Source organism: Guyparkeria halophila, from assembly GCF_034479635.1.
In the GTDB taxonomy this organism is placed as follows: Bacteria; Pseudomonadota; Gammaproteobacteria; order Halothiobacillales; family Halothiobacillaceae; genus Guyparkeria; species Guyparkeria halophila.
On record NZ_CP140153.1, the window covers coordinates 1855357 to 1879118 of the forward strand.

The 23762-nt window shown below is 65.1% G+C and carries 17 protein-coding genes and 1 tRNA gene; 2 read left to right on the forward strand and 16 right to left on the reverse strand.

What is annotated here, in order from left to right; all coding sequences use genetic code 11:
• Positions 1-12 precede the first annotated feature (12 nt).
• From dnaE to SR882_RS08470, 7 genes are all read right to left on the reverse strand, one after another.
• The gene (gene dnaE, locus SR882_RS08440) at positions 13-3534 is read right to left on the reverse strand and encodes a DNA polymerase III subunit alpha (protein WP_322520809.1); all 3522 of its coding nucleotides are present in this window, start codon (positions 3532-3534) and stop codon (positions 13-15) included.
• Positions 3535-3715: 181 nt separating this feature from the next.
• Complete coding sequence (locus tag SR882_RS08445; RefSeq protein ID WP_322520810.1) at positions 3716-4552, reverse strand: ferritin-like domain-containing protein; 837 nt, start codon at positions 4550-4552, stop codon at positions 3716-3718.
• The gene (locus SR882_RS08450; RefSeq protein ID WP_322520811.1) at positions 4549-4947 is read right to left on the reverse strand and encodes a winged helix-turn-helix domain-containing protein; all 399 of its coding nucleotides are present in this window, start codon (positions 4945-4947) and stop codon (positions 4549-4551) included. Before SR882_RS08450 ends, SR882_RS08445 begins: the two co-directional genes overlap by 4 nt.
• 257 nt (positions 4948-5204) lie before the next feature.
• A complete protein-coding gene (locus SR882_RS08455; protein ID WP_322520812.1) occupies positions 5205-6278 on the reverse strand; it encodes an ABC transporter permease in 1074 nt (357 codons plus the stop codon).
• Positions 6279-6299: 21 nt separating this feature from the next.
• Positions 6300-7358, reverse strand: a complete 1059-nt coding sequence (locus SR882_RS08460) for a microcin C ABC transporter permease YejB (RefSeq protein WP_322520813.1) — start codon at positions 7356-7358, stop codon at positions 6300-6302.
• On the reverse strand, positions 7359-8018 hold the full coding sequence (locus tag SR882_RS08465) for a hypothetical protein (protein ID WP_322520814.1): 660 nt from the start codon (positions 8016-8018) through the stop codon (positions 7359-7361).
• Positions 8015-9982 carry an extracellular solute-binding protein gene (locus SR882_RS08470; protein ID WP_322520815.1) on the reverse strand — a complete coding sequence of 656 codons (1968 nt, stop codon included), beginning with the start codon at positions 9980-9982 and terminating at the stop codon, positions 8015-8017. Before SR882_RS08470 ends, SR882_RS08465 begins: the two co-directional genes overlap by 4 nt.
• 111 nt (positions 9983-10093) lie before the next feature.
• On the opposite strand from SR882_RS08470, the gene SR882_RS08475 reads away from it, so the two are divergent.
• Positions 10094-10885, forward strand: coding sequence for an enoyl-ACP reductase FabI (locus SR882_RS08475; RefSeq protein ID WP_322520816.1), 792 nt, complete (start codon positions 10094-10096; stop codon positions 10883-10885).
• A 161-nt stretch (positions 10886-11046) separates the two neighbouring features.
• Positions 11047-11766 carry a DUF4395 domain-containing protein gene (locus SR882_RS08480; protein WP_322520817.1) on the forward strand — a complete coding sequence of 240 codons (720 nt, stop codon included), beginning with the start codon at positions 11047-11049 and terminating at the stop codon, positions 11764-11766.
• 137 nt (positions 11767-11903) lie between these two features.
• Here the strand turns inward: SR882_RS08480 and SR882_RS08485 are convergent, their stop codons facing one another.
• The 9 genes from SR882_RS08485 to ffh all read right to left on the reverse strand — a co-directional run bounded on the left by SR882_RS08485 (position 11904) and on the right by ffh (position 23677).
• Positions 11904-13214 carry a dicarboxylate/amino acid:cation symporter gene (locus tag SR882_RS08485; RefSeq protein ID WP_322520818.1) on the reverse strand — a complete coding sequence of 437 codons (1311 nt, stop codon included), beginning with the start codon at positions 13212-13214 and terminating at the stop codon, positions 11904-11906.
• Positions 13215-13266: 52 nt separating this feature from the next.
• Entirely contained in the window at positions 13267-15195 is a 1929-nt protein-coding gene (locus SR882_RS08490; RefSeq protein ID WP_322520819.1) for a SurA N-terminal domain-containing protein, read from the reverse strand.
• A 293-nt stretch (positions 15196-15488) separates the two neighbouring features.
• The gene (locus SR882_RS08495) at positions 15489-15761 is read right to left on the reverse strand and encodes an HU family DNA-binding protein (protein ID WP_322520820.1); all 273 of its coding nucleotides are present in this window, start codon (positions 15759-15761) and stop codon (positions 15489-15491) included.
• 203 nt (positions 15762-15964) lie between these two features.
• Positions 15965-18400: an endopeptidase La gene (gene lon / locus SR882_RS08500; protein ID WP_322520821.1), complete on the reverse strand. Its 2436-nt coding sequence runs from the start codon at positions 18398-18400 to the stop codon at positions 15965-15967.
• Between the two features lie 216 nt (positions 18401-18616).
• A complete protein-coding gene (gene clpX / locus SR882_RS08505) occupies positions 18617-19945 on the reverse strand; it encodes an ATP-dependent Clp protease ATP-binding subunit ClpX (protein WP_322520822.1) in 1329 nt (442 codons plus the stop codon).
• A 115-nt stretch (positions 19946-20060) separates the two neighbouring features.
• Positions 20061-20708: an ATP-dependent Clp endopeptidase proteolytic subunit ClpP gene (gene clpP / locus SR882_RS08510; RefSeq protein WP_322520823.1), complete on the reverse strand. Its 648-nt coding sequence runs from the start codon at positions 20706-20708 to the stop codon at positions 20061-20063.
• A 79-nt stretch (positions 20709-20787) separates the two neighbouring features.
• Positions 20788-22080 carry a trigger factor gene (gene tig, locus SR882_RS08515; protein WP_322520824.1) on the reverse strand — a complete coding sequence of 431 codons (1293 nt, stop codon included), beginning with the start codon at positions 22078-22080 and terminating at the stop codon, positions 20788-20790.
• 76 nt (positions 22081-22156) lie between these two features.
• A tRNA-Leu gene (locus SR882_RS08520) sits at positions 22157-22241 on the reverse strand.
• A gap of 80 nt (positions 22242-22321) precedes the next feature.
• The gene (gene ffh, locus SR882_RS08525) at positions 22322-23677 is read right to left on the reverse strand and encodes a signal recognition particle protein (RefSeq protein ID WP_322520825.1); all 1356 of its coding nucleotides are present in this window, start codon (positions 23675-23677) and stop codon (positions 22322-22324) included.
• Between the last annotated feature and the right edge of the window lie 85 nt (positions 23678-23762).

Here is a 23762-nt window from a genome sequence, read left to right on the forward strand (position 1 = left end):
AAGTAAGAGAAATCACGCTCTTCCGGGATAGTAAGCCGCAGCCCGAATAACGGTATCCAACTCCCCCAACCGCTCCATCAAGGTAGCCTCCGGCGCCACCCGCCAGTCGTCGGCCAGCCGAAACGCCCCCCGCCCCAACTCACTCTGCACCTCGACAATCACCGGCAACCCCTCCGCCTCACGGAACGGCTCGATGATGTCGAGCATCCGCTCGGTGGCCTCGACGCCGCAGTCGGGGGTAAGCGCGATGGTGACGCACTGCGCGAACCGCGCCCGTGCCTCACCCAGCGTGTAAAGCCGCTTGTGACGAATCCGCAGATTGCCGTTGAAGGAATCGAAGGAGACGTCACCCTCGACGATTACCAACTGGTCGCGGCCGACGCGATCGGCCAGGGTCTCGATGTCGTCGCCCACCAAGCGCATCTCGCCTCGACCATGGCCATCATCCAGGGTGACGAACAGCTGCTTGTCGCCGCTCTGCGTACGCATGGTGCGCTCGGCGACGCACAGCCCCGCCACCACCGCGGGCGTGCCGCGGACGAAGCCGCCACCGGCAGCGGCCGCGGCGGCCTCGGCCTTGTCGGTCAGCTCGTCGAGCCGCCCGGTGATGAAGCACTTGATCTCGTCGATGTACTGGTTGATCGGGTGGCCGGTGAGGTACAGCCCGAGCATGTTCTTCTCGAGGCGCAGGCGCTCGTCGTCAGACCACTCAGGGAGTGGCTTAATCGGGCTGGCCACCGCCGTCTCCGGCTCGTCCATGCCGCCGAACAGGTCGCTCATGCCAGCCTCGGCGGCGTTGGCGACCTGGCTGGCCGCCTTCATCGCCTCGGGGATGTGGGCCTGCAGGGCCGCGCGTGACGGACCCAGCTCGTCGAGCGCACCGGCGCAGACCATGGCATCGAGCACGCGCTTGTTGAGCGCCTGCGCGCCGACGCGCTGGCAGAACTCGTTCATGTCCTTGAAGGGCCCGTGCTCGGCGCGCTCCTCGACGATCCGCTGGATGACGCCCTCGCCCACCCCGCGGATCGCGCCGAGGCCGTAGACGATCTCGCGCTCGCCGCCGGCGGTGAAGCGGTAGGCGCAGCGCTGTACCGAGGGCGGCACCACGTCGAGCTCCATGCGCCGGCATTCCTCGATCAGCCCCACCACCTTGTCGGTGTTGTCCATGTCCGCCGAGAGCACGGCGGCCATGAAGTACGCCGGGTAGTGGGCCTTGAGCCAGGCGGTCTGGTAGGCGACCAGCGCGTAGGCGGCCGAGTGCGACTTGTTGAAGCCGTAACCGGCGAACTTCTCCACCAGATCGAAGATGTAGCCGGCCTGATCGACGTCGACGCCCTTCGCCGATGCGCCATCGAGGAAGATCTGGCGCTGCTTGGCCATCTCCTCGGCCTTCTTCTTGCCCATCGCCCGGCGCAACAGGTCCGCGCCGCCCAGGGTGTAGCCGGCCAGGATCTGCGCGATCTGCATGACCTGCTCCTGGTAGACGATCACCCCGTAGGTGGGTTTGAGGACCTCCGTGAGCCAGGGGTGGAGGTACTCGACCTCCTGCTCGCCCTTCTTGCGCAAGATGAAGTCGTCGACCATGCCCGAATCGAGCGGGCCCGGACGGAACAGGGCCACCAGGGCGATGATTTCCTCGAAGTTGTCCGGCTGGAGCTTCTTGATCAGCCCCTTCATGCCCTTGGACTCGAGCTGGAACACCGCGGTGGTCTCGCAGCGCTTCAACAGCTCGAAGCTCTTTGGGTCGTCCATCGGGATGGCCGAGATGTCGATCGGCTCTTCACCGGACTGCGCGCGCGTGGCGTTGATGGCCTTGAGCGCCCAGTCGATGATGGTGAGGTTGCGCAGGCCCAGGAAGTCGAACTTCACGAGACCGACGGCCTCGACGTCGTCCTTGTCGAGCTGGGAGGCCGGCGAGGCGTGGTTGGCCTCGCAGAACATCGGCGTGAAGTCGGTCAGCTTGCTCGGGGCGATCAGCACGCCGCCGGCGTGCTTGCCCACCGAGCGCGGCAGGCCCTGCAGGGCGCCGCCCATGTCGATGACGGCTTGGACTTCCTCGTCGCGGTCGTAGAGCTCCTTCAGGTCGGCCGAATAGCGCTCGGGCTCCTTCTGGCTCTTCTCGGTCCGCCCGAGGGCATCGTCGAGCGAGACGTCCATGCCCGGCTTGAACGGGATCAGCTTGGCGATCCGGTCGACGAAGCCGTAGGGATAGCCCAGTACCCGGCCGACGTCGCGCACCACCGCCTTGGCGGCCATGGTGCCGTGGGTGGCGATCTGCGAGACGGCATCGCGACCGTACTGCTCGGCGACGTAGTCGATCACCCGGTCGCGACCTTCCATGCAGAAGTCGATATCGAAGTCGGGCATCGAGACCCGTTCGGGGTTGAGGAACCGCTCGAACAGCAGGTCGTAGGCCATCGGGTCGATGTCGGTGATCAACAAGGCCCAGGCGACGATCGAGCCGGCGCCCGAACCCCGCCCGGGGCCGACCGGGATGTCCTGTCGCTTGGCCCACTGGATAAAGTCCGCAACGATCAGGAAGTAGCCGGGGAAGCCCATCTGGATGATGACGTCCAGCTCGCGTTCCAGGCGCTCGCGGTAGATCTGGTGCTCGGACTCCGGGACACGCTCGAGACGGCCCTCCAGTCCCCGCGCGGATAACTCGCGCAGGTAGTCCGATTCGGTCTGCCCCGCCGGCGTCGGGAAGTTGGGCAGGAAGTTCTCGCCCAGCTTGAGCGTGACGTTGCAGCGCTCGGCGATGGCGAGGCTGTTGTCAATCGCCTCGGGGAGGTCCGCGAACAGCTCGCGCATCTCGGCGGCGGTGCGCAGGTATTGGCGGTCGGAGTAGTCGCGCGGGCGGCGCGGGTCCTCAAGCGTGCGGCCCTGGTTGATGCACACCCGCACCTCGTGGGCGTCGAAGTCCGCCTGGTCGAGAAAGCGCACGTCGTTGCTGGCGACGACCGGCAGGTCCTGCGTGATCGCCAGTTCCACCGCCCGCTCGATGAACGCGCCCTCGTTGACGCGGTTGGTGCGCGTGAGTTCGAGATACAGCCGGTCGGGAAAGCGCTGCGTCCAGAAGGCCAGCGCGTCGTCGACGATGTGATCGAGCCCGTGGACCAGCCCTCGGCCCAGATCGCTGTCCACCCCGATCAGGGCAATCAGCCCGTCGGTCTTCTCGGGGGTGAGCCAGTCACGGTTCAGGCAGGGCCGGTCGTCGTGCTGGCCCTCGCAGTAGGCCTGCGACAAGAGCTCGGTCAGATGCAGAAAGCCGATGTCGTTCTGTGCCAGCAGCACCACGCGCGACGGCGGGGTCTGGGCGTTCTCGTAGAGAAAGCAGTCCGCGCCGAAGATCGGCTTGATCCCGGCACCCAGCGCGGCCTTGTAGAACTTCACCATCGCGAACAGGTTGCCCTGGTCCGTCAGGGCGATGGCGGGCATGCCACGTTCCTTGGCCTGGGAAACGGCGTCCTTGACGCGCAAGGTGCCGTCGATCAGCGAGTATTCGCTGTGCACATGCAGGTGGACGAAGCTCATGCGACGGCCTCCACGCTGTGGGAGCGAGCCTCGCTCGCGAAGGCGGCGATAGCCGCCGTCCCGGCATAACGCCGGCGCCATGCGGAAAGCAGGACTCGCGCCGGTCGGCGCGATTCGCGAGCAGGGCTCGCTCCCACAGGGGCTTCGATCCGACTCCGGCGGTCGTCAACGCGGAACAGGCTCATTTGCCCTCCAGCATGGCGAGCGTCTCGGCCTCCATGTCCTTCAGGTCGGCCATCTCGCCGTCGGAGAAGCCGGCGGCCTTGCGACCGACCTCGTCGTAGGGGCCGCGGATGCGCCCGGCCATGTACTGCTGCAGCAGCTCGCGGAAGGTCGTGCGCGGATCGACGTCGCGCTGCTCGCAAGCGTAGCGGAACCAGCGCGTGCCGATATGCACGTGCTGGATTTCCTCGGTGTAGATGACATCGAGGATGTCGATCAGCGGCTGGTCGTCGTACTGGGCGAGCTTGCGCTGGATGCCGGGGGTGACATCCAGGCCGCGAGCCTCGAGCACGCGCGGGATCAAGGCCATGCGCACCAGCACGTCGTGCTCGGTGCCGTGCACCGTCTCCCAGAGGCTCGCATGCGCCGGGAAGGAGCCGTACTGGTAGCCGCGCTCGCGCAGGTAGGCATCCAGCAATTCGAAGTGCTTGGCCTCGTCGCGAGCCACCGACAGCCAGTCACGGTAGAAATCCGCGGGCATGGCATCGAAGCGGTAGCAGGCATCCAGGCCGATATTCATGGCGTTGAACTCGATATGCGCGAAGGAGTGCGCCATCGAGGCGCGGCCCTCGGCGCTGGCCGGACCGCGCTTGGGCACCCCCCGCGGGGCAACCAGCTCCGGGCGCTCGGGACGGCCCGGGTCGGGCACCGGTTCGATCGACGTGGGCGGGCGCGGCACCTCGGCGTCCGGCATGGCCATCGCCTCCTCAAAAAGCGCACGGACCGCATCGGCCTTGGTGGCCGGGTCGCGGTCGCGCAGGGCCCGGCCGGCGCGCTCACGCAGCGAGTCGGTCATGAGCGCCCTCCCCGCTTTCGGTCCCGCTTCTCGGCGCGCCGGGCGAGAAAGGCGCGCAGGTCGTCCTCGAGCTCGCGGTAGCGGGCGATCGCGGCGCGGCCGGTGTCGGTGACCGTGGCATGGCCGCCGCCGGCGCCGCCAACCTCCTTGGAGACATAGGGCTCGTCCTCGAGCTGGTTGACCTCCTGGATCAGCGACCAGGCACGCTTGTAGCTCATGCCGAGCGTACGGGCGGCGTGGCTGATCGAACCGAGCTCGTCGATCGCCTCCATCAGCCGCACCTTGCCCACGCCCAGATAGTGCTCGCCCGCCTCGTCGATCAGCCACAGCCGGGCGTGGATACCCGGGGCGTAGGCCTGTCCGGGAAGGCGATTCTGGCGGGATTTCTTGGGCATGCGCGATCGATCCGTGACGGGGCGGTTGGAGGACTGTCTCGACGCGCCATGATACCCGAGCGGGTCGGCCGGGTGGCAAGACAGACCGCAGGGATTTCGCCCCTTGCGAGGATGAAACCGGGACGGCTGCTCGGGCGGCCTTCGCGGGCCGGGCTCGCGTCACGATTCTGATTTCCGCAGGAGCGCCTTGAGGCGCGAAATCCGATCGCGGTCAGCCCTGCCTATCGCGGCTAAAGCCGCTCCTACGGCGAGACGGGTTAGCCGCGGCGGGTGTCGAGGGCGTCGCGGGTGGCCTCGCCGACGAAGATCAGCAGCACCAGCGTGCCGACCAGCACGAAGAAGGTCGATACCGACAGCCACCAGGCATCGATGTTGTTCTTGCCCTGCGAGAGCAGTTCGCCCAGCGACGGCGTGCTCGGCGGCACGCCCAGGCCGAGGAAGTCGAGGCTGGTCAGCGCCAGCACCGCCCCGGAGATGCGGAACGGCAGAAAGGTGATCACCGGGGTCATGGCGTTGGGCAACAGGTGGCGGAACATCAGCCGCGGGCCGGAGACCCCCAGCGCCCGCGCGGCGCGGACGTAGTCGAGATTGCGGCCCTTGAGGAACTCGGCACGGACGTAGTCCGACAGCCCCATCCAGCCGAATAGCGCCAGCAACGCCAGCAACAGCCCGATCGACGGCTCGAAGATCGAGGCGAAGATGATCAGCAGATACAGCTCCGGCAACGCCGCCCAGACCTCGATGAAGCGCTGGAAGACGAGATCCGTCTTGCCGCCCAGATACCCCTGCACCGCCCCGGCGAGCACGCCGATGGCCGTGCCGATTACCGTCAGCGCCAGCGCGAACAGCACCGAAATGCGAAAGCCGTAGATCAGCCGCGCGGCGACGTCGCGACCGCGATCGTCGGTGCCCAGCAAATGGCGACTGTTGGGCGCGGCCGGATTGGGCTCCTCGTTGTAGTAGTCGATGGTGTCGAAGGAGAACGGGATCGGGGCGCGAAGCACCCAGCCCTCGCGCTCGATCAGCTCGATCACGTGGGGGTCGGTGTAGTCCGCCGCCGAGGCGAAATCCCCACCAAAGCGCGTCTCGGGGTAATCGTTCCACAACGGGAACAGCATCTCGCCCTGGTACTGGACCAGCAGCGGCCGGTCGTTGGCGATCAATTCCGCGCCGAGACTCAGGACGAACAGCGCCAGGAACAGCCACAGGCTGACCCAGCCGCGCCGGTGGCGACGAAAGCGTTTCCAGGCACGCGCCGCCGTGGAAATCTGGCCTTCCGTGCCGCTGCCCTTGGCGACGGCGGTGTCCGCTCCGGCATCGACAATGGACATCTATCGAACTCCCTCGATCATCTACCGGACCGCCTCAAAGTGAATCCGCGGATCGACCCAGACATAGACCAGGTCGGAGAGCAGCTTGCCGAACAACCCGATCAGGCTGAAGACGTACAGCGTGCCCAGCACCACCGGGTAGTCGCGCTGCAGCACGGCGTTGTAGGAGAGAAGCCCCAGCCCGTCGAGCGAGAAGATGGTCTCGATCAGCAGGCTGCCGGTGAAGAACGCGCCGATGAACGCCGCCGGAAAGCCGGTAACGATCGGGATCAGGGCGTTGCGAAAGACGTGACGGTAGAGCACCGTGCGCTCGGCCAGCCCCTTGGCACGGGCGGTGAGCACGTACTGCTTTCTTATCTCCTCGAGAAAGCTGTTCTTGGTCAGCATGGTCATCACGGCGAAGTTGCCCACCACCATCGCGGTGATCGGCAGTACCAGGTGCCAGAGATAGTCGAGGATCTTTCCCATGAGAGAGAGCTGCTCGAAGTTGTCCGAGGTCAGCCCGCGCAACGGGAACCACTGCACGAAGCTGCCGCCGCCCAACAGCACCAGCAGCACCAGACCGAGCACGAAGCCGGGAATGGCGTAGCCGACCAGGATGACTGTCGAGGTGATCGAATCGAACTTGCTGCCGTCGCGCACCGCCTTGGCCACCCCGAGCGGGATGGAGACGAGATAGGTAAGCAGGAAGGTCCACACCCCGAGGCTGATCGAGACCGGCAGCTTCTCGACGATCAGCTCGCCGACGGACCGCTGGTAGAAGTACGACTCGCCCAGATCGAAGGTGAGGTAGTTGCCGAGCATGTCGCCAAAGCGCTGGTACGCCGGCTGGTCGAAGCCGTAGAACTCGCGGAACTGCTCGATCTGCTCTTCGCCCAGCCCCTGTTCGCCACGATACAGGCCGCCGCTGAACTGACCGCCGGCCTCGGCCGCCGCGCCCTGCGTGCCGCCTTTAAGCTGCATCATCAATTGCTCGACCGGCCCGCCGGGGACGAACTGGATCACGGCGAACGAGATCAAGAGGATCCCGAACAGGGTCGGGATCATCAGGGCCAGGCGCTTGGCAATATACGCGCCCATCTACTCGGCCCCGCCCCTGTCGTTGGGCGCCGTGTCTGGCCCGGCGTTGGGATTGGCCGGGATGCGCGAGGCCGGCGTTTCGCCATCGCAGTTCTCCACGCAGACCACACGGCGCTCCACCTGGCCGCCACAGCCGACATAGCACTGATCGAAGGCGCCCTGGCAGCCACAGTCGATGTTGCATTCGCGATCAATCACCGCGGCGCGAATCTCGTCGCGACTGGGTGCTGCCGGCGGCACCGGCGGGTCATCGTAGAAGCGGTCCGTGAACCAGAACGAGGCCGGATAGCCGTAGTAGAACGGGTCGCGATACAGGCCGAACTGCATGGCCCGGTCGAGCTGATAGTACTGGCGCTCACGCATGTAGACGCGCCGCTCGGCCTCGTACTGGCGCAGGGCCTGATCGAAGGCGGCGTCCACCTGCGGGCCGATGCCGGCGATACAGCTCTGGCGCTGTGACTGGCAATCGGCCTGGCAGGCCTGCATGTCGGTGTGGCAGCCCTGCAGGCAGGACAGGCCCGCCTCACTCGTCGGCGGCAGGTAGCGCACCTCGGTGGCATAGCGCGGACCGGCACAGCCGGCGATCATCACCGCGGCCGCCAAAACCAGCACCAGGGCACTCAGTCCGGTGCGTGACACCGGCCGGTCGTTTGCTTTCATGACGGGCTCCCTCCATTCAGGCTGCTCACGTCGTTGACCACCGGCCCCGGCTGGGGTTCGGCGTGTGTCTCCCACCAGGTCTGCATCACCCATTCCGCGCCGCTGAAATAACGCGGCAGTGGCTCGTCGTGGTAGTCAAAACGGTTCCACCATGCCAACCGATGCGACCCGATATACCAGTTGGGCACCAGGTACTCATGCCACATCAGTACCCGATCGAGTGCCCGGCAGGCGGTGACCAGCGCCTCGCGATCCTCGGCGTAGATCACCGCCTCGATCATCGCATCGACCACCGGGTCGTCAATACCACTGTAGTTGCGCGAGCCCTCGCGATGCGCCGATTCGCTGCCGAACATTTCGCGCAGTTCGTTCCCCGGCGACTGCGACTGGCCATAGGACACCACGGTCATGTCGAACTCGAAGCGGTTCATGCGTCGCTGGTAGAGGGCCACGTCGATGGTGCGGTAGGACACATCGATACCCAGGCGACGCAGGTTGTAGGCGAATGGCGCGACGATGCGCTCGAAGCCCCGTTGCGCCAGCATGATCTCGAAGGTGAACGGTTCACCGTCGGCGTTGCGCAACTTGCCGTCCTGCAATTCCCAGCCAGCCAGGGCCAGCAGTTGCTGGGCCTCGACCAGGTGCTGGCGCTGGATTGCCGGCGTCGGCGCGAACGGCACCACGTGCGCCTGCTCGAACAGCTCGGACGGCAGTTGCTCGCGGTACGGCTCCAGCAGCTCGAGCTCGACGCCTTCGGGGATGTCCTGGGCGGCCAGCTCACTGTTGGCGAAATAGCTCTCGCAACGACTGTACTGGCCGTAGAACAGGTGCACGTTCGACCAGTGGAAATCGAAGGCGAGGTTCAGCGCACGTCGGACGCGGCGATCCTGGAACAGCGACCGGCGCGTGTTCATGGCAAAGCCCTGCATGCCGGCATTGTTGTGGTGCGGGATCTCGCGGCGACGGATGCGCCCCTCGTCGAACGGCTTGCCGTGGTAGGCCCGTGCCCAGCGCTTGGAATTGCTCTCGTGAAACACGTCGAACTCGCCGGCCTTGAATGCCTCGAGCGCCACCGTCTCGTCCTTGTAGTACTTGAACCCCAGGGTGCGGAAGTTGTGCATGCCCTGGTTCACGCCCAGGTCCCGCGCCCAGTAGTCGTCGCGACGCCGATAACGGATGTCACGACCGAAGTTCACCGCCTCGATCTGGTAGGGGCCGCTGCCCGGCAAGGGCGTGCGTGAATGCTCGGCGAAGTCGACCTGGATCAGGGCATCGCGGGAGAATACCGGCAGCTCGCCGATGATCATGTGCAACTCGGGATTCGCGCGACGGAAATCGAATCGCACGTGCAATGGGTCCACCGCCGTGGCCCCGGCCACGTCGGCCCAGTAATAGCGATAGCGTGGGTGCGCGGCCTCGCCCACCAGGGTCTCGAAACTGAACACCACGTCACGGGCGGTGACCGGCCGGCCATCGACGAAACGCGCCGCGCTGTTGATGCGGAACGTCGCCGACAGGCCGTCATCGGCCAGCTCGAGACGATCGGCCAGCAGGCCATAGACGGAAAACGGCTCGTCCCAGGCCCGTACCACCAGCGTGTCGAACAGCAAGGTATTGGTCCCGGTGGCGGCCAGCCCCTTGAGCAGGAAGGGGTTGAGCGAATCGAAGGAGCCGAATACCGACAGCGTGAGCGCCCCCTCGCTAGGAGCGGCCGGATTGACGTAATCGAAATGCGGGAATTCCACCGGGTAGGCCGGCGCATAGCCCAGCCCCTCGGCAAAGCCGGCAGCCCGGGTCAGCGTCGGCAGGGTCGACATCGCCGCCAGGCCACCCAGCCCGGCCATGCGACGCAGGAAGGCACGCCGGTCGGGCAACAGGCGGTTTGTCCCGTCGAGGGGGGCGTCGGCCGCCTCGATACAATCGGCCGGCCGCGATCTGGCGGGTGTGGGATGCTTGTTGGTCATCAGGCGAATACAATACGGTGAAAATCGAACTCAGACCAAGCATCGTCCGACGGTTTTCGCCGCCCGGCCCCGGTGCGGCCGTCGCCACCCTTTGGAACACAGGAGAAACCCATGGGATTCCTATCCGGCAAGCGTGCCCTGATCACCGGCATTGCCAACAACCGCTCGATCGCCTACGGCATCGCCGAGGCCATGCACCGCGAAGGCGCCGAGCTGGCCTTCACCTACCTCAACGACCGCTTCAAGCCGAAGGTCGAGAAGGCGACCAAGGATCTGGGATCCTCCATCTACCTGCCGCTGGATGCCACCGATGACGCGCAGGTCGATGCCCTGTTCCCGGCACTGGCCGAGCATTGGCCCGAGGGCGTGGACATCGTGATCCACGCCATGGCCTTCGCCCCGCGCGAGGCACTCGACGGCGACTTCCTCGACGGCATGTCACGTGAGGCGTTCGCTCAGGCACACGACGTCTCGGCCTACTCGCTCGCCGCGCTGGCCAAGGCCGGCGAGCCGTACATGCGTGACGAGGGCGCGCTGCTCACCCTGAGCTACCTCGGCGCCGAGCGCGTGATGAAGAACTACAACGTGATGGGCGTGGCCAAGGCCTCGCTCGAGGCCACGGTCCGCTACCTGGCCGCCTCCAAGCTCGGCCAACGCGGCATCCGGGTCAACGCGATCTCGGCCGGTCCGATCAAGACGCTGGCCGCGTCGGGCATCGGCGACTTCAAGGGCTTCCTCGACTACGTCGCCACCAATGCCCCGCTGCGGCGCAACGTCACCATCGAGCAGGTCGGCAACACCGCCGCCTTCCTCTGTTCGGACCTGGCCTCGGGCGTGACCGGCGAGAACGTGCACGTCGATTCCGGCTACTTCATTACCGGCATGGGCCGCTGCGACGACTGACACGGCGGTTCGACCGTCGACGATCCGGGCGCCTTAGGGCGCCTTTTTTGTTTCAGGCCGCGGCGTTCCAACAAGACCGATAAAAACGCGAGGTCTTGCCGAGAAAACTTTGATTGGAAAAGGTCTTTCCCCGCCACCACCATCTCCGTACACGAATATCAGTGAATCAGGACATACTGGAGGAGACAGGGAACATGGATACCGGCATCCGCAAGGTCTTTCATTTTGGTGAACAAGTCGACGAATATCCCGTACGGGTAATCAACGAGCGCGAGGCCCGCGCCGCCGCCGGCCTGCTCGCCCTATTCGCTGGCTTTGCCTTCGCCCAGGGGTTCCTCACCGGCGATTTCATGTGGGAACGCCTGCTGATCCTCGCCTTCACGGTGGAGTTCGGCATCCGCGTGCTGGTCAACCCTCAGTACGCACCGTTCATGATCATGGGACGCCTGATTACGCGCAATCAGGAGGTCGAATACGTCGGGGCACCGCAGAAGCGGGTTGCATGGAGCATCGGCCTGCTCATCGCGGCGGTCATGATCTGGGTGGTGTTCATCGAGGCGAACACCGGCCTGATGAACCTGATCGGCTGTTCCGCCTGCCTGCTGTTCCTGGCCTTCGAATCGGCCTTCGGCATCTGTCTGGGCTGCGTGGCCTACAACGTGCTCACCGGCAAGCAGGCGCAACTCTGCCCGGGCGGCGCTTGCCGCATCAAGCAGCTCGAACCGATCCAGCGAATCAAGTGGTGGCAGGTCATCCTGGTGGTGGCCTTCCTCGCCGCGCTCTGGGCGATCCCGGAATACAACCTCTGGAACATTCAGGAGAGCGTCGAGGTCGACGACCGCAACTTCGATACCATCGACCTGGAAAGCCTGGAGTACTGACAGCGAGTCGGCTGACGAGCCTGTCGTCTCGAACGAAGAAAGCCCGCCATCACTGGCGGGCTTTTTGTTGGGACAAGCTTAGCCCCACCAAGGGACCGCTAGGGACGCGCGGCACGCCCTTGATTCAACCGGCGGCTTCAGCCCCGCTCGCCACTCACGGCAGGCTCTCCCGTCACGTCTCCCCCATCTGATCGCGTGTCCATCAGGATACGATCCTCGCCACGTAGCTTGGCGATGATCACTGCGCCGGTAGCGTCGCTGTAGACGTTGACCGAGGTGCGCAGCATGTCCAGCAGGCGATCGACCACCAGCAACAACCCCATCGCCTCCAGCGGCAGGCCGAGCACCCCGAGAATCAGGGCAATCGCGACCAGGCTGGCCGACGGCACGGCGGCAACGCCGATGGAGGTGACCAGCGCCAGCACCACGATCAGCACCTGCATCGACAAGGAGAGGTCCACGCCGTAGGCCTGGGCGATGAAGAGCACCGCGGCGCACTCGTAGAGCGCCGTGCCGTCCATGTTGATGGTCGCGCCCAACGGCAGCACGAACGAGGAGGTCTCGCGTGACACGCCGGCCCGTTGCGTCAGCGCCTGCAGGGTGACCGGCAGGGTGCCGGCCGACGAACTGGTCGAGAAGGCGACCAGCAGGGCCGGCCAGATCGCCCGGATGAACCGGATCGGCGATCGGCGGGTGACCAGCCACAGCACCAGTGGCAACACCACCAGGGCGTGAATCGCCAACCCCATGACCACGGCCAGGAAGAAGTCGATCAGTGGCAGGATTACCGACAGGCCGCTTTCGGCGATCACGCCGGCCACCAGCGCGAACACGCCGATTGGCGCGGTCTTCATCACCCAGTGGGTGATCTGGATCATCACGTCCTGCACGCCGGCCCAGAAATCCTTGACCGTCTGCATCCCCGGCGAGGTCGCGCGGGTCAGGGCGATGCCGAACAGCACCGAGAAGAAGATCAGGCCCAACATCTGGGCCTCGGCACCGGCCTGGACGATGTTGGACGGCACCATGTCGCGCAGGATGTTGAAGAACTCGGACAGCTCCTTGCCCTCCAGCCGGCCGCTGACCTCGTCACCGATCGGCGGCAGGGCAACGGTTTCCGACAGCGGCTGGCCGCCGGAAATCCCGGGCTGGAACAGGTTCATCACCATCAGGGCCGTGGTGACGGCCAGGGTGGTCGAGAACAGGTAGTAGATAACCGTGCGGCCCGCCATCATGCCGACCCCGCCGGCACTGCCGATGCTTGCCACGCCGGTGATGATCGAGGCGGTGATCAACGGCACGATCAGCATCTTGAGCGCGTCGAGGAACAGGCCGCCGACGAAATCGTAGACGGCCAGCAGCGGGAGGCCGGCCGCCTCGGTGCCGAACACGGCGCCGACCAGGAAGGCCGCCGCCAGCGCGGTCAGGATCTGCCAGTGCAAGGCCATGCAATCACTCCTGCTCGCCCATCACCCTGACGGCGGGCGTGGACGGTTGCCGTCAATCGAAGGCGTGGTCGCGAATCTCGACGTCTGCCTCAGCGCGCAACGAGCGCATGAAGGCATCGATCAGACGGTTGGCCTGATTGTTCTCCAACTGACCGGCCAGGAGGTTGCGGGTCTCGGCATCCAGTTCGGCCGGCTCACCGGCGCGGACGCTGCTGAGAACGACCACGGCGGTGTCACCATCGGCCAGGCGAGCCGTCGTGGTGGCCAACGCCTCGTCGCCCGGCCTGGTCAGACCAAAGGCGGCCGACAGGGCGTCGGCAGGCATCGCGTCGCTGGCATCGGCCCGGCCATACCATTGCGCCGGGGTCCAGCTGGCCGCATCGACCTCGTCCACACGCTCGGCCGGGCTCTTGCCCGCGGCGAGATCGGATTCGATCGACTCGGCCAGCTCGGCGATCGCCGTCTCTACCTGCTCGGCGCGCCATTGCGCGACCACCTGATCGCGAACCTCCTCGAACGGCAACGGCTGGGCGTCGCGATGTTCCTCGACACGCAGGACCACGGCGTGGCTGTTGTCCAGGTCAATCAGCTGGCTATTGAAACGCTCCTCGAGCACGGCCTCCCCGAACGCGGCCTCGCGCACGGCGCGACGCTCGCCGATGCCGTCTCCGGCCCCTCGGCTGATCCAGTCACTGGTCTCGATCTCCAGGCCAACGGCCTCGGCGGCCGGCACCAGGCTGTCGGGCTGCTCGTAGCTCACGCTCGCCAGTTGCTCGGCGGCGTCATAGTAGGCACGCTCGGCGGCGTCCTGCTTGAGTTGCTCGATCAACTCGCCCCGCGCCTCTTCCAGCGGCGGCACCTCGGCCTGACTGACCTCGTAGACCTGGATCAGGTGCCAGCCGAAGCGGGTGCGCACCGGCTCGCTGATTTCGCCCTCGCCCAGTTCGGCAACGGCGCGATCGAAGGATTCGGCGATATCGCCCTCGCCGACACGACCGAGATCGCCGCCGCTATCGCGGGTGCTGCCGTCATCCGACAGCTCGGCGGCCTTTTCCTCGAAGGTGGCCTCACCCGAGTCGATCGCCTCGCGAGCCGCTTCCAGACGCTCACGTGCCTTGTCGACCGTAGCGGCATCGGCATCGCCGGGCAGCTGGATCAGGATGTGACGGGCGCGGCGAACGGCCTCGGCGGCCTGACGGTCGCGATAGTCCTCGTAGGCGGACTGCAGGGCCGCCTCACTGACCTCCTGCGAGGCCGCAAGCTTCTCCGGCGTGATCTCGACATAGGCCAACTTGACCTGCTCGGGACGCTGGAAGGTGTCGACGCGCTCGTCGTAGTAAGCCTTGAGGGTCGACTCGTCGGGGTCATCGATGTTGGCAGCGACCGCCTCGCGATCGATACGCACCAGCCCGATCTCACGCGACTGGTCACGCAGGGCGACCAGCTGGCGCACTTCGGGTTCCGTGACGAAGGCACTGCCCACCAGCGCATTGTCGAGGGTGTTGAACAGCAGGTCGCGCCGCACGTCGTTCTCGAACTGGTCGACCGACATGCCCTGCTGGGCGAGGCGACGTTCGTAGGCCTCGCGATCGAATTGCCCGTCGCGCTGGAAGGCGGAGATACCGCGAATCGTGGCGGCCACCAGACCGTCGGGCACCGTGTAGCCCTGTTCACGGGTGAACTGAACCAGCAGGCGCTCGTTGATCATCTGGTCGAGCACCTGACGCTTGAGCCCCATCTGCTGGATCATCTCGGCGGTGATCTGCCGATCGCTGCGAGCGATCAACTGCTGACGACGCTCGCTGAAGGCCTGGTCCAGCTGACGGGCGGTGATCTCTTCGCCCTCGACCTCGGCGACCAGCGTGTCCTTGCCGCCACCCAGGTACTCGCCCACACCCCACAACGCGAACGGGATGCTGATCAAACCAACGATTACATAAGCCAGCCAGCCGCGAATCTTCTCGCGGATATCCATCAACATGTCTACGTCACTCCCGCTTCGGGTCTGTCTTGGTGGTGTGGGGCGCAGCCGTCACCGCGACGGCACGGTATTCGGCGCAAATCGAGCGGCATGATAGCAGGGCTGATGCCACCAACCCATGCCGGCAACCTGGTGCCGCCGGGATGTCGACCGGGGCACTGACCCCGCGTCGGCTCCCGCCCATGCGCCAGGCAAAAGAGAGAGGCAAAAAGAAAGGGGCGTTGCCGCCCCTCCTGATCGGGTGTCAGGCCGTCATGCCGGCCCGCATCCCGCAACTATTCCGTTCGGATCGATCAGTTGACCGCGTCTTTGAGGCCCTTGCCTGCCTTGAACGACGGCAGCTTGGAGGCCTTGATGTTGATCGTCTCGCCAGTGCGCGGGTTGCGGCCAGTCCGGGCCTCACGCTCGCGAACCAGGAAGGTGCCAAAGCCTACCAGCGTGACCTGGTCGTTCTTCTTCAGCGCGCCACCAACGGCATCGATGAAGCCATCCAGGGCACTCGCGGCCGCCGACTTGGAAATGCCAGCGTTATCGGCCATCGCATCGATCAGTTCAGATTTGTTCATACCTTGTCATCCCTTGGTGAAAAAAATGTCTGTTCGGGTCCCGGCTCACCGCGCGTCAGCGTCAGGACGCGGCGCAGCTGGCCACCGCACGGAAACAGCGAAAACAGTTATACAAGTGCGACCTTCGGCGTGTCAACACGCAAATCGCCCGCGCAATGGGCTTTCTGGCGCGAAATGTAGCGTCACGAACGATCGACACCCACTCAGTGCGCCAGGTTCTTGCCCTTGCCGCCGCGCTTTTTCTTCTCGATCAGGCCCACATCGCCGGACGGCGTGGTCTCGTTGGGCATCGGCATGCGCACGAGCGCCGCTTCGAGCACCTGGTCGATCCAGCGCACCGGACGAATGTCGAGCTTCTTCTTGATCTGGTCGGGAATTTCGGCGAGATCCTTGCGATTCTGCTCGGGGATCAGCACCGTCTCGATGCCGCCACGCTGCGCTGCCAGGAGCTTTTCCTTGAGGCCGCCGATGGGCAAGACCTCGCCGCGCAGGGTGATCTCGCCGGTCATGCCGACCGACGCCTTGACCGGGATACCGGTCAGGGCCGAGACAATCGCGGTGCACATCGCGCTGCCTGCCGATGGGCCATCCTTCGGGGTCGCGCCTTCCGGCACGTGCACGTGGATGTCGCTCTTCTGGTTGAAGTCCGGATCGATACCCAGGGTATCGGCACGGGCGCGCACGACCGTCAGCGCGGCCTGGATGGACTCCTGCATCACCTCGCCGAGCTTGCCGGTGTACTTGAGGTTGCCCTTGCCCGGCACCGTGGTCGCCTCGATGGTCAGCAGGTCGCCGCCCACCTCGGTCCACGCCAACCCCGTGACCTGACCCACCTGGTCGGTCTCCTCGGCGCGACCAAAGTCGAAACGCTGCACACCCAGGTACTTGTCGAGGTTCTTGGGCGTGACCGAGACCCCCTTCTTGTCCTTGGCAGTGATCAACTCGCGCACCACCTTGCGGCAGATCTTCGCCAGCTCGCGCTCGAGATTGCGCACGCCCGCCTCGCGGGTGTAATGACGAATAATGTCGCGGATGGCGTTGTCGCTGACCGTGAGCTCGCCGTCCTTCAGGCCGTTGGCCTTGATCTGCTTGGGCAGGAGATAACGCTTGGCGATCTCGGTCTTCTCGTCCTCGGTGTAGCCGGCGATGCGGATGGTCTCCATCCGGTCGAGCAGCGGGCCGGGGATGTTGTAGCTGTTCGCCGTGCAGACGAACATCACCTCGGACAGATCGATATCGACGTCCATGTAGTGATCGGCGAAGGCCTTGTTCTGCTCGGGGTCGAGCACCTCGAGCATGGCGGCGGCCGGATCGCCACGGAAGTCGGAGGCCATCTTGTCGATCTCGTCGAGCAGGATCAGCGGGTTCTTGGTGCCGACCTTGGACAGCGCCTGGACGATGCGCCCCGGCAGCGCGCCAACGTAGGTCCGGCGGTGACCACGGATCTCGGCATCGTCACGCACGCCACCCAGGGCGATGCGGCCGAACTTGCGGTTGGTCGCCTTGGCGATCGACTGACCCAGCGAGGTCTTGCCCACGCCCGGCGGGCCGACGAGACACAGGATCGGGCCGGCCATCTTGCGCACGCGGGTCTGGACCGCGAGGTATTCGATGATCCGCTCTTTGACCTTCTCCAGGCCGAAGTGATCGGCCTCGAGTACGGCCTCGGCGGCCTCGAGGTCGTGCTTGATGCGGGTGCGCTTCTTCCACGGCACCGAGACCATCCAGTCGAGGTAGCTGCGCACCACCGAGGCCTCCGCGGACATCGGCGACATCATCTTGAGCTTGTTGAGCTCGGATTTCGCCTTCTCGCGCGCCTCCTTGGTCATGCCGGCCTTCTCGATCTTGTTTTCGAGATCGTCGAGCTCGTTGCCGCCATCCTCAAGGTCGCCCAGTTCCTTCTGGATGGCCTTCATCTGCTCGTTGAGGTAGTACTCGCGCTGGCTCTTCTCCATCTGCTGCTTGACGCGACCACGGATACGACGCTCGACCTGCAGCGTGTCGATCTCGGATTCGATCAGCATCATCAGCCGCTCGATGCGCTGATGCAGGTCGATGGTCTCGAGAATCGCCTGCTTCTCTTCCAGGCCGAGGGCCATGTGCGCGGCGATCGTATCGGCCAGGCGCGAAACATCGTCGATACCCGACAGCGAGGTCAGCACCTCTGGCGGGGTCTTCTTGTTGAGCTTCACGTAGCTCTCGAACTGATTGAGCAGGGCCCGCGCCTCGAGTTCGACCTCGCGCTCGTCGGTCTCCGAGGTGGACTCGATCGCATGGACCTCGGCCGTCAGGTGCCCATCGAGCTCGTGCACGCGGTCGAGCTCGACCCGCTCGATGCCCTCGACCAGTACCTTGATGGTGCCGTCGGGGAGCTTGTGCAATTGCAGGATCGAGGCGAGCGTGCCGACCTGGTGCAGGTCACCGACGCTCGGGTCGTCGTTCTCGGCATCCCGCTGAGCGACCAGGAGCAACTGCTTGCTGCCCTTGACCGCCTCGTCGAGCGCGGCCACCGATTTCGGCCGGCCGACGAACAGCGGGATCACCATGTGGGGGTAGACGACCACATCGCGCAGCGGCAGCACGTCGACCTGACGCGGCGAACCCGGGATGACGGCAGACGTTTGTTCGTTGTGACTCATATAGGGGTATACCTGTAACGCCGTGATGGCGGTGTATTCGGATGATCGGCCGCACCGGAACGCGCGGATCGCTTGTCCCTGACGTATGACCGGAGAATAGCTTTTCAAGCGCACTCTGTCAGGAAACCGTCCTCTCGCGAGAACAATCCGGCGCGCACACGAAAACACCCCGGACCAGCCGGGGTGCAAAAGATCGCGGCCGGGCCAACCGACGGATCAGCGATCCGAGGAGGCCTTGTCGTGCTTGGTGGCCGTCTCGTCGGCATCCACGTCCGCCTTGCTGCCGGACTCTGCCTTGCCGTAGACGAGATAGGGCTCGGACTCGGCGCGGACCACCGCGCCGTCCACCACGACCTTCTCGACGTTGGACAGGGAGGGCACCTCGTACATCGTGTCGAGCAGGATGTGCTCCATGATCGTGCGCAGGCCGCGCGCCCCGGTGCGCCGGCGGATCGCCTTCTTGGCGATCTCGCGCAGGGCATCCTCGCGAAATTCGAGCTCGACGTCCTCCATCTCGAACAGACGTTCGTACTGCTTGGTCAGGGCGTTCTTCGGCTCGGTCAGGATGCGGATCAGCGCCTCCTCGTCGAGCTCGGTGAGCGTGGCAATGACAGGCAGGCGGCCGATGAACTCGGGGATCAGGCCGAAGCGGGTCAGGTCCTCCGATTCGATCTGGTTCATCAGCTCGTCGGTGGCCTTCTGGTCGAGTTCGGATTTCACCTCGGCGGAAAAGCCGATGCCGCCCCTCTCGACCCGCTGGCGGATGATCTGCTCCAGGCCGGCAAACGCCCCACCGACGATGAACAGCATGTTGCTGGTGTCGATCTGGACGAATTCCTGCTGCGGGTGCTTGCGCCCGCCCTGCGGCGGGACCGAGGCCGCGGTGCCCTCGATCATCTTGAGCAAGGCCTGTTGCACGCCCTCGCCGGACACATCACGCGTGATCGACGGGTTTTCCGACTTGCGGGTGATCTTGTCGATCTCGTCGATGTAGATGATGCCGTGCTGGGCCTTCTCGACGTCGTAGTCGCAACGCTGCAGGAGCTTCTGCAGGATGTTCTCGACGTCCTCGCCGACGTAGCCCGCCTCGGTCAGCGTGGTCGCATCGGCGATGGTGAACGGCACGTCCAGCACGCGAGCGAGCGTCTGCGCCAGCAGGGTCTTGCCCGAGCCGGTCGGGCCGATCAGCAGGATGTTCGACTTCGACAACTCGACGCCGTCATCCTCCGCGTCGCGGCGACGCTCGCCAAACAGGTTCAGGCGCTTGTAATGGTTGTAGACCGCGACCGCCAGTGCACGCTTGGCGGTCATCTGGCCGATCACGTACTCGTCAAGCGCAGCGACCAGCTCGTGCGGGGTCGGCAGTCGCTCCGGACCATTCTCGCCCTCGGCTTCCACTTCTTCACGCAGAATGTCGTTGCACAACTCGACGCATTCGTCGCAGATGTAGATGTTCGGACCAGCGATCAGTTTCTTGACCTCGTCCTGGCTCTTGCCGCAGAACGAGCAGATCAGATCCTGCGTGTCTTTCGTCTTCTCAGCCATGGCTGTTCTCGTCGAACCTCGTGGGTCGGTGCGGCCGAGCGTTATCCGGATCGGCCGATCGACTGAATGGGGTCGCCGCCGGTAAACGGTCGCAGACGGCCTGGATTAGTCGGGATCAGTCCGCCTTGCCGGCCTTCTGACGGCTGGTAAGCACCTTGTCGACCAGATTGTAGTCGCAAGCCTGGTCGGCCGTCATGAAGTTGTCCCGATCGGTATCGCGCTCGAGCTGTTCGAGGCTCTGGCCGGTGTGGTGCGACAGGATGCCGTTGAGACGCTCACGCAGCTTGATGATCTCCTCGGCGTGGATCTTGATGTCCGAGGCCTGACCCTGGAAGCCGCCCAGCGGCTGGTGGATCATGATGCGCGAGTTGGGCAGGGCGTAGCGCTTGCCTTCCGCCCCGCCGGCAAGCAGGAACGAGCCCATGCTGGCCGCCTGGCCGATGCACAGGGTCGAGACGTCCGGCTTGATGAACTGCATGGTGTCGTAGATCGCCATGCCGGCCGTCACCACGCCACCCGGCGAGTTGATGTAGAGATGGATGTCCTTGTCCGGGTTCTCCGACTCGAGGAACAGCAGCTGGGCAACGATCAGGTTGGCCATCTGGTCCTCGATCGGACCGACAACGAAGATCACCCGCTCCTTGAGCAGGCGCGAGTAGATGTCGTAGGCGCGCTCGCCCCGGGAGCTCTGCTCGACGACCATCGGTACCAGGGCATTCATTTCCGGTTGGCCGCCATGGTGGCTTTCAAACGCCTCTTTCATTCATCACCTCGGTATAAACGGTTCGGCCGCCTCGAGGGCGGCCAGATTCCTGTCAGCAATCAGATGGTGCCGCCGGGTCTCAGCCTTGCGGGTTCATCAGTTCCTTGAAGGGGACCTTCTTCTCGCTGACCTTGGCCTTGCCAAGGATATGCTCGACCGCCTGTTCTTCAAGGACCACGGTACGGGCATTGCTCATCATCTGATGGTCGCCCTTGTAGTGGGCCACCACCTGTTCCGGCTCGTCGTAGGCCGCGGCGATCTCGTTGATGAACGCATCGACGCGCTCGTCTTCCGGCTTGAGGTCGGCTTCCTTGACCACTTCCATGATCACCAGACCCATGCGCACGCGCTTCTCGGCCTGCTCATTGAACAACGAGGCGTCGAGCATGGCCGGGTCGGCATCCGGCATCTGGTTGCGGACGAACTGGTCGCGCATCGAGACCGACTCGTCGTCGATCAGCGAGGACGGCACGTCGAACTCGAGCGACTCGGTCAGCGCCTCGATGGTGCGGTCCTTGTTGCGACGGCGGATGGTCTGCTTGAGTTCGCGCTCCATGTTGTCGCGCACGTCGTCGCGCAGCTTGTCGGCCGAATCGGCGCCGAATTTCTTGGCGAACTCGTCGTCGACCTCGGGCAGCACCTGCTCTTCGACCTGGGTCGCCTCGATCTCGAACTCGGCGGTCTTGCCCGCCAGCTGTTCGGCCTGGTAGTCCTCAGGGAAGTTCACCTCGATGGTGACCGGCTCGCCCGGCTTGATGCCTTTCAGGCCCTTCTCGAAGTCCGGCAGCATCTGCCCTTCGCCCAGGATCACCTCGACGCCCTCGGCCGAGCCGCCCTCGAACGCTTCGCCATCGATCTTGCCGACGAAGTTGATGGTGACCTTCTCGCCCTTGCGTGCCTTGTGGCGGACCTTCTTCCAGTCGGCGTTCTGCTTGCGCAGGGTGTCGATCATCTCGTCGACATCCTCGTCGGCCACTTCACTGGTGACGGTCTCGACCTTGAGCTTGGACAGGTCACCCAGTTCGATCTCCGGGTAGACCTCGACCGCCGCGGTGAATTTCAGCGGCTCGCCGGACTTGTTGTTCTCGATCGACTCGATGCTCGGCTGGCCGGCAACGCGCAGGTCGTTTTCCTGAACGGCCTGCTGGAAGCTCTGGCCCATGACGTCGCCGATGACGTCATCGCGGACCCGGCCGGCATACTGCATCCGGATGACCGACAGCGGCGCCTTGCCGGGACGAAAGCCGTCGATGCGGGCGCGACCGCGCATGTCCTTGAGACGCTTCTCGACCTGCTCGTCGATCTCGTTGGCGGGGACCTCGATCGCCAGGCGACGGGTCAGGCCTTCGGCCGGTTGCAATTCAACCTGCATGGATGTCGTACCTCAAAAAAAGAATGTCTGAATGTTGCTCGTCCCGCCATCGGTGCGCGGAACGCCTATCGGGATATGGTGCGAGAGGAGAGACTCGAACTCTCACGCCGTCAGGCGCTGGTACCTAAAACCAGTGCGTCTACCAATTCCGCCACTCTCGCCGGATGTTCGCCCAAAGCGGGGCAGTATACCGAAGCGTCGAGCGCGCCCAAAGCGCACCCGGCGGTTCGATCGCCCGTCGTCAGAACGGCAGGCCCGGCATGCGCCCCTTCATGCCGCGCATCATCTTCTTCATGCCGCCGCCGGACAGCTTCTTCATCATGTCGCGCATGTCGCGATACTGCTTCAGGAGCCGGTTGACGTCCTGCACCTGCATGCCCGAACCGTTCGCGATCCGACGCTTGCGCGACCCCTTGATGATGTCGGGGCGCTGGCGTTCACCCGGCGTCATCGAGTCGATGATCGCCATCATGCGCTTGATGTCCTTGTCGTCGATGTGCTTCTGCGCATCGGCGCCCAGCTTGCCCATGCCCGGCAGCTTGTCCATCAGGCCGCCCATGCCGCCCATCTTGAGCATCTGGCCGAACTGGTCACGCATGTCCTCGAGCGTGAAGCCCTTGCCGGAGCGCACCTTGTCGGCCAGCGCCTTGGCCTTGTCGGCATCGACGGTCTCCTGCGCCTGTTCGACCAGGGAGACGACATCGCCCATGCCGAGGATGCGCGAGGCGATCCGGTCGGGATGGAACGGCTCGAGGGCGTCGAGCTTCTCGCCCACACCGAGGAACTTGATCGGCTTGCCGGTGACGTGACGCACCGACAGCGCCGCGCCACCGCGGGCATCACCATCGGCCTTGGTCAGGATCACGCCGGTCAACGGCAGCTGCTCGTGGAAGGCCTGGGCGGTGTTGGCCGCGTCCTGACCGGTCATCGAGTCGACGACGAACAGCGTCTCGATCGGGTCGATCGCGCCGTGGATACGGGCGACCTCGCCCATCATCTCCTCGTCGACGTGCAGGCGACCGGCCGTGTCGACGATCAGCACGTCGTAGAACTTGAGCTCGGCCTCCTTACGGGCGGCCTTGGCGATCTCGACCGGATCCTGGTCACTCGAGGACGGGAAGAAGTCGACGCCGACCTGCTTGGCCACCGTCTCGAGCTGGTCGATCGCCGCCGGACGGTAGACGTCCGCGGAGACGACCAGCACCTTTTTCTTCTGGTTGTTCTTGAGCCAGCGGCCGAGCTTGCCCGCGGTGGTGGTCTTGCCCGCGCCCTGCAGGCCCGCCATCAAGATCACCGCCGGCGGACGCGCAGCCAGGTCGAGCTCGGCGTTCTCCGAGCCCATCAGGCGCGTCAGTTCGTCGTTGACGATCTTGACGAACACCTGGCCCGGCTGGAGGCTCTTGGCCACCTCGGCGCCCACCGCCCGCTCGCGCACGTCCTTGATGAACTCGCGCACCACCGGCAGGGCCACGTCGGCCTCCAGCAGCGCCATGCGCACTTCGCGCAGGGCATCCTTGATGTTGTCCTCGGTCAGACGCCCCTGGCCCTTCAGGCCATCGAGCAGCCCACCGAGTCGCTTGGAAAGGTTGTCAAACATCGCTTGCCTCTCTCAATGCGGTGCACCCCGGCTCAATGCGGCGCACCCCGGGCTCAATGACGCGCCGCGTGGAACCGTGCCGGCC